Annotated in this window: 15 protein-coding genes; 14 read left to right on the forward strand and 1 reads right to left on the reverse strand. The window is 42.8% G+C overall.

Annotation, left to right across the window (positions count from 1 at the left end; all coding sequences use genetic code 11):
• The first annotated feature begins 22 nt into the window (after positions 1-22).
• From MuYL_RS18240 to MuYL_RS18260, 5 genes are all read left to right on the forward strand, one after another.
• Positions 23-307, forward strand: coding sequence for a DUF6364 family protein (locus MuYL_RS18240; RefSeq protein ID WP_094571920.1), 285 nt, complete (start codon positions 23-25; stop codon positions 305-307).
• Positions 297-716 carry a type II toxin-antitoxin system VapC family toxin gene (locus tag MuYL_RS18245; RefSeq protein ID WP_094571921.1) on the forward strand — a complete coding sequence of 140 codons (420 nt, stop codon included), beginning with the start codon at positions 297-299 and terminating at the stop codon, positions 714-716. Before MuYL_RS18240 ends, MuYL_RS18245 begins: the two co-directional genes overlap by 11 nt.
• Positions 716-1,750, forward strand: coding sequence for a phenylalanine--tRNA ligase subunit alpha (pheS, locus tag MuYL_RS18250; RefSeq protein WP_170309767.1), 1,035 nt, complete (start codon positions 716-718; stop codon positions 1,748-1,750). Before MuYL_RS18245 ends, pheS begins: the two co-directional genes overlap by 1 nt.
• Before the next feature lies 1 nt (position 1,751).
• On the forward strand, positions 1,752-2,165 hold the full coding sequence (locus MuYL_RS18255) for a Rieske (2Fe-2S) protein (protein WP_094571923.1): 414 nt from the start codon (positions 1,752-1,754) through the stop codon (positions 2,163-2,165).
• Between the two features lie 92 nt (positions 2,166-2,257).
• On the forward strand, positions 2,258-2,839 hold the full coding sequence (locus tag MuYL_RS18260) for a TetR/AcrR family transcriptional regulator (RefSeq protein ID WP_094571924.1): 582 nt from the start codon (positions 2,258-2,260) through the stop codon (positions 2,837-2,839).
• Positions 2,840-2,927: 88 nt separating this feature from the next.
• On the opposite strand, the gene MuYL_RS18265 is transcribed toward MuYL_RS18260, so the two are convergent.
• On the reverse strand, positions 2,928-5,000 hold the full coding sequence (locus MuYL_RS18265; RefSeq protein WP_170309768.1) for an NHL domain-containing protein: 2,073 nt from the start codon (positions 4,998-5,000) through the stop codon (positions 2,928-2,930).
• Positions 5,001-5,485: 485 nt separating this feature from the next.
• Here MuYL_RS18265 and MuYL_RS18270 point away from each other — a divergent pair, with 485 nt between their 5' ends.
• From MuYL_RS18270 to MuYL_RS18310, 9 genes are all read left to right on the forward strand, one after another.
• Positions 5,486-6,133 (forward strand): hypothetical protein, encoded by a 648-nt coding sequence (locus MuYL_RS18270; protein ID WP_094571926.1) that lies wholly within the window; start codon positions 5,486-5,488, stop codon positions 6,131-6,133.
• Positions 6,130-6,435, forward strand: coding sequence for a winged helix-turn-helix domain-containing protein (locus MuYL_RS18275; RefSeq protein WP_211710185.1), 306 nt, complete (start codon positions 6,130-6,132; stop codon positions 6,433-6,435). Before MuYL_RS18270 ends, MuYL_RS18275 begins: the two co-directional genes overlap by 4 nt.
• Positions 6,436-6,460: 25 nt before the next feature.
• Entirely contained in the window at positions 6,461-6,673 is a 213-nt protein-coding gene (locus tag MuYL_RS18280) for a hypothetical protein (protein WP_094571927.1), read from the forward strand.
• Positions 6,674-6,729: 56 nt separating this feature from the next.
• Positions 6,730-8,079 (forward strand): cell envelope integrity protein CreD, encoded by a 1,350-nt coding sequence (creD, locus tag MuYL_RS18285; protein ID WP_094571928.1) that lies wholly within the window; start codon positions 6,730-6,732, stop codon positions 8,077-8,079.
• 66 nt (positions 8,080-8,145) lie between these two features.
• Positions 8,146-8,595 (forward strand): hypothetical protein, encoded by a 450-nt coding sequence (locus MuYL_RS18290; RefSeq protein WP_094571929.1) that lies wholly within the window; start codon positions 8,146-8,148, stop codon positions 8,593-8,595.
• Between the two features lie 661 nt (positions 8,596-9,256).
• Positions 9,257-10,660, forward strand: coding sequence for a 23S rRNA (uracil(1939)-C(5))-methyltransferase RlmD (gene rlmD, locus MuYL_RS18295; RefSeq protein WP_094571930.1), 1,404 nt, complete (start codon positions 9,257-9,259; stop codon positions 10,658-10,660).
• A gap of 135 nt (positions 10,661-10,795) precedes the next feature.
• Positions 10,796-11,194, forward strand: a complete 399-nt coding sequence (locus MuYL_RS18300; RefSeq protein WP_094573022.1) for a hypothetical protein — start codon at positions 10,796-10,798, stop codon at positions 11,192-11,194.
• 117 nt (positions 11,195-11,311) lie between these two features.
• The gene (locus tag MuYL_RS18305) at positions 11,312-11,821 is read left to right on the forward strand and encodes a phosphoribosyltransferase family protein (RefSeq protein ID WP_094571931.1); all 510 of its coding nucleotides are present in this window, start codon (positions 11,312-11,314) and stop codon (positions 11,819-11,821) included.
• Positions 11,822-11,848: 27 nt separating this feature from the next.
• On the forward strand, positions 11,849-12,085 hold the full coding sequence (locus MuYL_RS18310; protein WP_094571932.1) for a hypothetical protein: 237 nt from the start codon (positions 11,849-11,851) through the stop codon (positions 12,083-12,085).
• Positions 12,086-12,268: the final 183 nt, after the last annotated feature.

Here is a 12,268-nt window from a genome sequence, read left to right on the forward strand (position 1 = left end):
TTGTACGTATAGAGTTATTATTATGGCAAAGTTAACATTGAGTATCGAACCTGATAGAATTGCAAAAGCAAAGAGATATGCTTATAAACATCAAACGAGTATTTCAAAAATTGTTTCAGACTTTTTGGCCGATATAACAAAAAAAGACGAAATTGATGAGGAAGACCCTTTTGTTAAAAAACTAAGACAGATAGAAGTCTCAGACAAAATAAAAGCACTCAGTGGAATATTAAAAGGGAAAGTGCCAGATGATATTAATGTTTGGGATGCCAAATATGAGTATTTAAAAGAAAAGTATGATTTATAAAAAAGCTTTTGTTGACAGTGACATACTTTTAGATTTATTACTTAACAGAGAACCTTTTTTCATTTACAGCAGGACGCTGCTTACAGATGACATAAAAAAAATAATTGAGTTAAATACATCTACATTGATTTTAGCAAACGTTCATTATATTATTTCAAAAAATTTGAACAAAAGCGTTGCTATAACCTCAATTAAATATATAATGGATTTGATTAACGTTGTTCCTTTTGAAGCAAGCCATATCAATTCAGCAATTATTGCCAATCAGGCAGATTTTGAAGATAGCATCCAATATCACATTGCAAAAGAAAACAAATGCGATTTGATTGTTAGCCGAAATATAAAACATTACAAAAAGTTTGACATCCCAGTGCTTAACGCCGAGGAATTTTTAAGAAAAATACTATAATGCAAGCCCAAATAGATCAATATACCGCCGAGATTAACGCTTTTTTACCTGCCAATGCGGAGGAACTGGAAACATTCCGTATCAAATTTTTAGGCACCAAAGGAATTATTAAAGACCTTTTTGAACAGTTTAAAACTGTAGGGGCCGAGGAAAAGCGCACGTTTGGTAAAGTGCTTAACCAGTTTAAACAACTGGCCGAAGCCAAATACACCGGCCTGCAGGAAAGCCTTAAATCTGATGTTGTAAATACAAAATCCGACATTGACCTAACGCTTCCCGGCGATGGTTTTGCTGTGGGCTCACGCCATCCGCTGTCGCTCATCCGCACCGAGATCATTGATATATTTAAACGATTGGGGTTTGTGGTTGCTGAAGGCCCGGAAATTGAGGACGACTGGCATAACTTCTCGGCACTGAACTTTCCGGAAGAACACCCGGCAAGGGATATGCAGGATACCTTCTTTATTAAAAAGAACCATGGCAAGGATGATATTGCCCTGCGCACCCACACCTCGTCAGTACAGGTTAGGATGATGGAGAATGGCAAGCCGCCTTTCCGCGCCATTATGCCGGGCCGGGTTTACCGGAACGAAGCCATTTCGGCGCGTGCGCATTGCTTTTTTCACCAGGTGGAAGGTTTGTATATTGATGAGAATGTTTCTTTCTCTGACCTTAAACAAACCCTTTATCATTTTGTACAGGAACTTTACGGCGATGGTACAAAGGTGCGTTTCCGCCCTTCCTATTTCCCGTTCACCGAGCCATCCGCCGAAATGGATATCTCCTGCACCATTTGCGGCGGAAGCGGCTGCAACATGTGCAAATACACCGGCTGGGTGGAGATCCTGGGCTGCGGCATGGTTGATCCGAACGTTCTGGAAAACTGCGGTATTGACAGCGCGAAATTTACCGGCTTTGCATTTGGTATGGGGATAGAAAGAATTGCCAACTTAAAATATGTTATCCGTGATCTGCGTTTATTCTCTGAAAACGATGTCCGTTTTTTGAAGCAATTCCAGTCAGATATCATATAGTATGAAGAAATTATTACTGTTATTAATTATCCCGTTAGCGTTTCTTTCCTGCGGTAAAAGCGGCGACGTTGTACCAAGCGTTCCGGTAAACTTTCAGGCATCATTAACAGATCCGCGTTTAGCTGCGTTAAATGCCAGCGGAGGCTACGTGGTAATAACGGGTTATGGTGTTGCAGGGCTGATCCTGTACCGTACGCCCGACAGGCGATATGTTGCTTACGACCGGTGCAGTAGCTATCAGCCGCAAAAAAAGTGTGCTGTAACCGTCGATGAATCGGGCTTTACCGCTACCGACCCCTGCAGCGGATCGAAATTTTCGTTATCGGACGGGCTGCCGGTAAAAGCGCCCGCAACCAAGTCGCTGCGATCCTACTATGTTACTACCAATTCTTTTGAAATATATGTATCAAATTAGTGATATAGCAATTTCAGGAGCCTTTGTAGCCACATTCCGCAACCGGTATGCAGTAAATGCCGGTTATTTTGAGATATTTGCAGGTAACTGACATGGAACCCGATAAAATAAAAGAAAGCATTAAGCGCGCCGCGCAGGAGTTGTTCCGAAAGTTCGGTTACCATAAGACCAGTGTAAACGAAATTGCTAAAAAGGCAAAAATTGCCAAAGCCACTATCTATAAGTACTTTAACAGCAAAGAGGACGTTCTGCACTCCCTGCTGATGGATTATATAAAGCTGAGCGTTGACGACCTGATCCATCATGATACCCCCGGGATGGACGAGGAAGCTCATTTAAATATCCTGATCATGAAAACCTGCCGCCTTAGCTACACCGTGTGTAATGAGTTTATCGGCTGGGATTTTATTCGGGAATCAACCAACTCACAGGATTTCCTGAAAAACCTTTCAAACGAACTGGAAGAAATGCTGGTGAGCGTTTTTTCACAGCTGCCCGATCTGCGCAAACAGGAGAATTACCTGCAACGCCTGCGTTTTTTAATAAAGTGCAGCAAAAGCATCGTATTCAGTTTTGCCTTTACCTCGGTAAGTGACAGCGATGTGCGCAAAAACTTTGTTTCTTTTCAAAAAGAGATCCTCCCCTATTTGGTTAAGGCAGCAATTACTATTTAAAGGATTTCGGAAGCCCGAATTTCGATTTCGGAATTGTTCTGACCCGCAATTTTTGGGATCAGCAGATTTACCGATGCTTTGTCTTTTGTTACTTAAATGTGATCTTCCTGATTAAATTATTACCGGTATCCGCAACATAAATTATTGTACCGCTTGCGTTAACCGCAATGCCCGACGGCGAATTAAATGTAGCATTACTTCCTGTTCCGTTGTTTATTCCTGCGGCACCTGTGCCGGCTATAGTAGTAACTACGCCTTTGGGTGTAATTTTCCTGATCTTATTATTCCGGGTATCAGCTACATAAATATTCCCGGCGGTGTCGGCGGCCAGGCCTTTAGGGTTGTTGAAATAAGCAGTAATGCCCGTTCCGTCTGCAGTACCGGCAACAGGGCTGTTTCCTGCCGTAGCCACGCCGGCAAGCGTAGTTTCCAGGCCATCCGCATTTAGCTTACAAATGCGGTGGTTACCCGCATCTGCTACATAGATATTTCCTTTAACATCGGCGGCAACGCCAAATGGTTTGTAAAAAAACATCCCGTTAGTAACCCCGGGGTTATTGCCTACCGAAAATGTGCTTATGTCTGTTCCAGCGATTTTGCAGATGGTGTTATAGGCAGTATTGCTGTAAAAAACACTTCCTTTTGCATCAACTGCTACCCCAACAGGATAATTTAACGGACCGGAAGCTCCGTTTGAACTAACAAAAAGTGTAATACTGCCCACACTGCCACTGTTGCTGATGGTGCGAATAACGTTGTTGGCAGAGTCGGCTACAAATAAATTGCCCGCCTGGTCGGCGGCTATGCCGGTTGGATTATTAAATGCAGCCGCTGCAAGTGTTCCATCGCGTAAAGCAGCCGCGCCACTACCGGCATAGGTGCTTACCACGCCATCTGCCGAAACTTTACGGATGATGTTATTACCAGCGTCGGCTACGTAAATATAGCCATCGGCACCTATAACAACACCGGTTGGCTTGTAAAACGTTGCCACGCCTGGCAACCCGTTTACCGGCACGGGTGAATTGCCGGTAAAGGTGCTGGTTATGCCGGCAGGCGTTACCTTCCGCACATCATATCCGTCGGCATCAACTACATATAAGGTTCCCGACTGATCAAAGGCAAGATCCATCGCATACGCGAATGTCGCCACTGCCCCCGGGCCGTTGTCTGTACCTTTTTGGCCGGTACCCGCTACCGTAGTAACAACTGCTGCCGGCGTAATTTTCCTGATTTGGTTGTACCATCCCGTGGCAACGAATAAATTATTTGCTTTATCAATGGTAATACCACACGCACCGGTTAGCTCCGCCGCTGAGCCAACGCCGTTTTTTGATCCTGTTTTGCCGCCTGCAAAGGTTGTTACCGTTCCGGATGGTGTAATTTTTCTTACCCGCCCATTCCCTGCATCGGCTACAAAAATATTCCCTGCCGGGTCAAGCACAATACCAAGCGGATAATTGAACAGGGCTTTAGTGCCCACACCATCCGCATAACCCTCTGAATCACCCCCGGCTATGGTGCTTACGATACCCTTATTTGACAGCTTGCGAATGAGGCGGTTGTTGTCCGTAATGTAAATATTGTCAGCTACATCAACAGCAACATAATATGGAAAATAAAAAGTAGCCTGTGCTGCAGGCCCGTCTGCCTGGCCGTGCACCAATTGCTGCCCCGCAATGGTGGTAACCACTCCGTCAGGGGTAATTTTACGAATGGTATAATTGTTCCTGTCGGCAACAATCAGGTTGCCCTTTGAATCAAAGGCCATACCCGCAGGATTAAGGAAAGACGCTTTGGTACCGGTTCCGTCGGGCTTGTACAGATCGCCGCCGCCTGCAAAAACAGATACCGTTCCATCCGGGGTGATCTTATCTATTGTATTGGTAATAAAATCAGAAACATAAGCATTTCCTGCTTTATCAATCACAATGTTTGTTATCGCCTTAAAAGGAGGTGTAAAACTTACGTTAGCACCGGTAAGGGTAGATACCTGGGCAGTTAATGTTGCCGGCGGATCTACATGCGTGGTCGTGTCTGTTTTTCCCGGCTTATCCGGCTTAATTTGTGGTTTTTTGCCGCATGACACCAGCACGGTTAGCGCCAGCAGGCAGGTTGCAATTATATTAACTGATAAAGCAGGTTTTGTGTTCAAATTCATTTTGGGGGCGATAGCTATCGGACAAGGCGTTGTTAGTATTATAAAAGTATAATATTTTGCTGAATTGTAAAAAAAATTTAGTTGAAATAGTGAAAGTTGAGTAAGTGGTGAAATCAGAGACTTTAATAGTGAGGCTATCATTTCAAGGCTTCATGGCCAACTGATCATCAACCTGGTGTTGGTGTCAACACCCGGGGTGTTCGGAAGAATGAATTTGTCATCCTGAGCGAAAGCGAAGGATCTTCTATGCGGGACATGAGCGCAGGACAAGTATGGCGACGACTTATCAGTTGGATAAGATCCTTCACTGCGTTCAGGATGACAAAGGGTTAATTTATCATGTTTTGATTCTTACGGACACCAATAGTGACAACACCAACAATGGCGGTAAAATCAGAAATTCGATTTTTCGATCCTATAAATCCGAAATAATATTTGCACAATCCAACTATTATCGTTTACTTTGAATAACAAAGTACTTTTAAGTGAAAGAAAACGAAATTCAGGATGAGCTGGCCTCCATCCGTAACCTGATGGAGCGATCCTCCAAATTCATCTCCCTTAGCGGCCTCTCGGGGATCCTGGCAGGTGTTTATGCGCTGATTGGTGCATCACTCGCTTATTTCATTCTTTACGATAATTCAATCCCTATTGACCCCTACATTCATCGTGACCCATCAACTACAGAATTTTGGGATGGTGATATTAATTCACTTTTACTAACACTATCCTCGATCGGCTTATTTGTACTAATAGCATCGCTAATTAGTGGCATAATGTTAACACGTAAAAAAGCAAGACAAAAAGGTCAGCGTGTTTGGAGCAGTACAAGTCGTTCGCTGCTTTTTCATATGGCAACTCCTTTAGTATCGGGGGGGATACTAATTCTAATATTCCTTTTTCGCGGTTACTACGGAATCGTTTCACCCTCATCATTAATCTTTTACGGTTTAGCCTTAGTAAGCGCCAGCAATTTCACTTTCACCATGGTTAAATACCTTGGCCTTTGTGAAATAATTTTAGGCCTTATCGCTGCTTGCTTACCCGGGTACGGTTTGCTATTTTGGGCCATTGGTTTTGGTGTGCTGCATATTGTTTACGGCAGCATGATGTACTTTAAATACGACAGGTGAAAGTCCCCTTTGATAAACTTGATAAAGCATTTGAGAACCGCCTAAGGTTACAAATCATGAGTGTGCTGATGGTGAATGACCGGTATGACTTTAACTCGCTTAAAGAACTACTGGACACTACTGACGGCAACCTGGCCTCGCACCTGAAAGCGCTGGAGAAAGAGGAATATATTTTGGTGCATAAATCATTTTTAGGACGTAAGCCTAACACCACTTATGAATCTACAGAGAAAGGAAAAAAAGCATTCCGGATGCACCTGGACGCGTTGGAGCAATTAATTAAACAGCAGAAAACTAAATAAATTTCTATTACAAAAACCAGGCCGTATGAAAAACAAAAGTTTAACTTTTTTGATGCGTTTTGCCGCCATCAGTGGCAATATCCTGTTCATTTTGTGGGTAACCTACAACGGGATCAATGAAGGATTTAGGGGCACCTTACCTGAAAAGATCTCTTACCTGGGGCTGATGGGGCTTTTGGCTTTAAACCTTTACCTTATTGTGGCCGGGGCAAAGCAAAAACAAATTATTGAGCAATAAGAACTATTTTTTTATCTATTTACTTTGAAATACAAAGTACTTTAAAACAAAAGATCATGACAGAACAACCTGAAGAAAAACGTGGCTTTATGCACTGGTTAAAGGAATCAATAACAGTGAAACTGGCCTTTATCGGCATACTTGTGCTGGTACTCCTGATCCCATCCTCGCTGGTAGAGAACCTGATCAGAGAGCGGGCAACGCGCCAGGACGAAATGATGCGGGATGTGTCGGACAAATGGTCGGCCAGTCAGCTGATCCGCGGGCCGGTATTAACTATCCCGTACAAAAAACATGTTAAATACATGGACAACTCGCAGAAAGAGGCGGAGAAAGATGTGATGGAGAATTTATATGTACTGCCTGACAACCTGCATATTAAAGCGGAGTTAAAGACAGCAGTCCTTCATCGCGGAATATTTGACGTAGTGGTTTACAATACCATTGTAAAGGTATCGGGGAACTTTGCACCGGCCGATCTGACCGCGCTAAATTTGCTCCCGGATCAGCTGCTCCCTGAAAAAGCCCGCATTGCATTTAGCATTTCTGATTTGAAAGGGTTGAAAACCAATCCTGTAATAAGTGCTGCGGGGCAATCACCACAGGCAGAGCCTATTTTTGACAGCCACTCGCCATTCAGCAGCGGCTTGCAGGCAAATGTTAATTTAACAGCCAAAACGGGCGAAATCCCTTTTGATTTTACGCTGGATTTAAAAGGCAGCCAGGAATTAAGCTTTTTACATCTTGGCAAAACAACCGATGTGGAAGCAAAAGGAAACTGGAGTAGTCCAAGTTTTGACGGCCGGTATTTGCCCGACACCCGCGTGGTAGGTAGCGGTGGCTTCTCGGCAAAATGGCGCATGCTCTACTACAACCGGCCCTACCCCCAGCAATGGGTGGGCAACGATACTTTATTAAGCGATGATAAAAAAGAAGCCGATGCATCATTTGGCGTAAAGCTGCGCTTACCGGTTGATCAGTATCAAAAAACCACGCGCACCAGCAAGTATGCCTTACTGATCATAATGCTGACGTTCATTTCCCTTTTTCTTACTGAGATCATTCGCAAGCAAAAGGTTCATGTATTTAATTACCTGCTGATAGGCGCGGCTATGATCATTTATTATTCGCTTTTGCTCTCGTTTTCTGAGCAGATTGGTTTTAACCCGGCTTACCTGGTGGCCTCCGTCGCGACCGTAGGGCTAATTACCACGTTTATTGGCTCCCTGCTTAAAAACCTGAACGCGGCCCTGCTGTTCGGTTTTATTTTATCGGTGTTTTATGTTTTCATTTTTGTGATCATTCAGCTGGAAGATTTTGCATTGATAATTGGCAGCGTGGCCTTATTTATAATTGTGGGGATGCTGATGTATTTCTCGCGCAAGATTAATTGGGACAGGCAGTAAAAAATCCAGGGCAGAGAGCGTTCTGCCCGCCCTAAACCTTGTCACTTTAAAAAAATCAATTAATTTATGAAATGCAATTCCCTGACTTACAGTTTAAACATTTGGCTCACCAGCGTAGTTGTTGCTCCTGTATTATTTTTAATTGTTACCTCAACAATGAAAGGTTCGCATTTAATAAATGCGGTTGATGTGCCCGAGTCCATTTCGATCTGTTGCCTGTTGATGCTGGTTCAACTAATATTCTCATTATTAACCTGGCTGCTATTTATGTTAATAATAAAAGCTATTGTAAACCTCTGTGATTATGAACGGTTATGGAAACCCTTGATATTTATAACCGGAATTTTATTAACGGCAGGTTCATTCAGGGCTGTGTTTTCAGATATATTTTCTAACGCAGATGAACTTTTTTACCTAATGCTGTGCAACTGTGTTTGCATAGGTGCAGGGACCTTGTTTTACAAGCTAAAATCAATCATACCGGTTGACGGCAAATCAGCCACTGAAAATTTATAATTATTTAACATATTTTACATAATACCAATTTGGTTTTTGGTATATAATTATCGTAATTTGTAATATTAAAGCATTTTTACCATGAGTCGGGAGCTTATTGAATTTTCAGACATGATTGATGCGCAATTTGACATAACCACTGTTGAGCCAGATGATTTTTGGCAGATAATATTGAATATGTTTATTTGATTGCGCTCTTTTTCTCTTCCCTGTTGACGGTGGATCTACCGTCAACCATAATTCATTTTGCTCAAATTAATTGGATATTTATGCAGACCTGTTCTAAAGAAGTCTGTGAGCACACGGACTTCTGGGTGATGTTATCGCAGGGCGATAACTACGTCGGTGCATTGGACCTTTTCAGGTGAGAAAGTTCCCCCACCTCTTTCCGCCGCAGGCGAAGAGAGGTCGGCCAACGAAGTGTCGCCGGGTGAGTAAATTATGCGCCATGCATTGACGTGAATGAATTCGCGTGAATGAATTGGCGTGAATATCGCGCGCAGATTTACTCACCCGGTCATTGCTTCGCTCAACCTGCCCTCTCTTCGGCAAGTCGTAAAGAGGGCTAAAAACGCATTCCGTACCAACATTTCAACTTTACAACCTTTCAAAAACTACAACATTTACAACTTCTGTCAACATTTCCTACCTTTGCAGCCTCATGAATCAAGTTGCTAAAAAGAAGTTTTTTGAAGACGTTACCATTATTGACATTGCCGAAGAAGGCAAGGGTGTAGGCAAAGCCGATGATTTCGTGCTTTTTGTTGACAAAGCCGTACCCGGCGATATTGTTGACGTACAGGTTTATAAAAGTAAAAAGAGCTTTGGCGAAGGTAAAATAACCGAATTAAAACAAGCATCGGCATATCGCACCCAACCTTTTTGCGAACATTTTGGCACCTGCGGCGGCTGTAAATGGCAGCACATGACGTACGAAGCGCAGCTAAAGTTCAAGCAGAAATCGGTAGCGGATGCGCTTACCCGGCTGGCTAAAATTGATGTAACCGGCATGGACGCCATTGTGCCCTCGCCTGCTGATAAATATTACCGAAACAAGCTGGAATATACCTTCAGCAACAAACGCTGGCTGTATGACGGTGAGAGCCGCGACAACGAAGAACTAAATATGAATGCCCTGGGCTTTCATATCCCGGGCAGGTTTGATAAGATCCTGGATGTAAACCATTGCTGGCTGCAGGCCGAGCCATCAAACACGCTGCGCAACAGTATCCGTGAGTTTGTGATCCGTGAAGGTTATACATTTTACGATCTGAAAGGCCATGAAGGCGAATTACGCAATTTGATCGTACGCACCTCATCAACCGGCGAGGTGATGGTGATCGTAGTTTTTGCCTATACAGATGAAGAGCAGGTAAAGAAGCTGATGAGCTATATCGACAGCAATTTTCCGGAGATCACTTCCCTGCTGTACATCATCAACCAAAAAAAGAATGATACTATTTTTGACCAGGATGTTATTGCCTTTAAGGGGCCGGAATATATTCACGAGGAGATGAACGGCATAAAATTCCGCATCGGGCCGAAATCATTTTACCAAACCAACTCTATCCAGGCTTTAAAGCTTTATGAAATAACCCGCGACTTTGCCGGCTTTACAGGTGATGAACTGGTATATGACCTTTATACCGGCGCCGGCACCATTGCCAATTTTATTGCGGGAAGCGTACGTGAAGTGATAGGCGTTGAATATGTACCGTCGGCTATAGAAGACGCAAAAATCAATTCGGCCATAAATAATATCACCAACACCAAATTTTTTGCCGGGGATATGAAAGATGTACTGGTAGCTGATTTCGTGGCCGAACATGGTAAACCGGATGTGATCATTACCGATCCGCCGCGCGCGGGGATGCATCCCGATGTGGTTGCCCGACTGATGGAAATTGAAGCGCCAAAAATTGTTTATGTAAGCTGCAATGCAGCTACCCAGGCCCGCGACTTGCTGGTATTGAAGGAGAAATACGACACGGTAAAAATCCAGCCGGTTGATATGTTCCCGCATACGCAGCATGTGGAGAACGTGGTGTTGCTGGTGTTGAGGTAGTTCATGGTGATGGTTCATAGCTATTCGTTAGTCCATGGACCATAGACAATAGACCATGGCAGGAAAAATTTCAATAGGTAAATTATTTAATCAAGAAATCCACGAATCATGTAAATCATGGTTCAGACAAATAATATGGAACCGGAAGAACTTTTAAATGAAGATAGAAATAACCCGGACGGACCTAAAAAGGAGAGTCCGCTGCTGAGTTTGGAGAAAGATTTGAAATTTTTCAATGAGTCTATCCGCGAGGTAGCTGTTGAAATTATGGTGGAGGGGCTTTCCAGCTACCCTATATTTGTAGCACACCAGCACGAGATAAGTTTAGGCGAACTGATCCTGGATCGTTTTGACCTGAACACCGAGTGGAGTATCCATGCATCTACCCTTGAAGAGTTTGTAGAAAAAGGCGTGATCAAAGAGATCCTGAAGGAGCGCTTTATTAGCAGCTACAAAAACCCGCACGATTACATGTGCGTATTTGTGGTGGTGCCGGAAGGGGCAAATTTTGTTTATGTGCCCTATATTAAGTAATAATAGATGAATTGTTATAGGGTTGTATTGTTAAATGGTTAATTTTACTTCTATAAATCGGACCGAAAAATATTAGAAATCGACAATACAGCACTACAGCTATACAACCATAAAGCAATGCCAGATAAACACCTCCTTATATTGAACCAGCAGCAGATCCAGCAGAAGATAGACCGGATTGCTTACCAGATCCTGGAAGATAATTTTGATGAAGAAGAGATCCTGATTGCAGGTATTTTGCCCAGCGGCGATAAAATTGCCAAAAGGATAAAAAGCGTACTGGATGATATTGCACCGTTTAAAAGCAAAATGATAGGTATTGAGCTGGACAAACAAAGCACCAGCCTTAAAGCTATTATTGATTTTGATGTGCAGGACTGCAGCAATAAGGTAGTTATTTTAGTGGATGATGTATTGAACAGCGGCAAAACCCTCGCCTACGGTTTTGGTGTTTTTCGGGATGTGCCCCTAAAAAAACTGCGTACCGCTGTGTTGATAGACCGCAACCACAAAAAGTTCCCCATGACCACTGATTACGCGGGCATTGCCCTTTCAACCGTACTGAAAGAACATGTTGAAGTTGTTTTGGATGAAACCGGCGAAGAGGATGGGGTTTATTTGAAATAGAATTATTAAATTTACTTAAAAAGTTTTATGTCTGTAGCTGAAATAAAAGAGACTAAATCAAATCTGATAGCCTGGATAGAACAGCTTTCTGATTCAAATATGCTCACAGTTTTAGATAGTATCAGAAATACAAAATCTGAAAACGATTGGTTTGATAATTTATCTGCGTCACAAAAACAGCACATAAGTGAAGGGATTGATGACGCGGAGAATGGACGCGTGGTTACATCTGAAAAATTTTGGCATAATTTGAAGAATGGATGAAAATTCGTTAAAAATCCTTTACACCAATCGTGCAGAAAGCGATGCCATTACCATAAAAAATTATCTTCTACATAAGTTCACCCAAAGAGAAGTTGATAACTTTTATGAGATATTAATAATTTTTGAAAATATAGTTTGCGCATTCCCAAAGTTATACCCAAAAAGTATAAAAGGCAAAAATAT

Origin of the sequence: Mucilaginibacter xinganensis, assembly GCF_002257585.1 — a bacterium.
Classification (GTDB): Bacteria; Bacteroidota; Bacteroidia; order Sphingobacteriales; family Sphingobacteriaceae; genus Mucilaginibacter; species Mucilaginibacter xinganensis.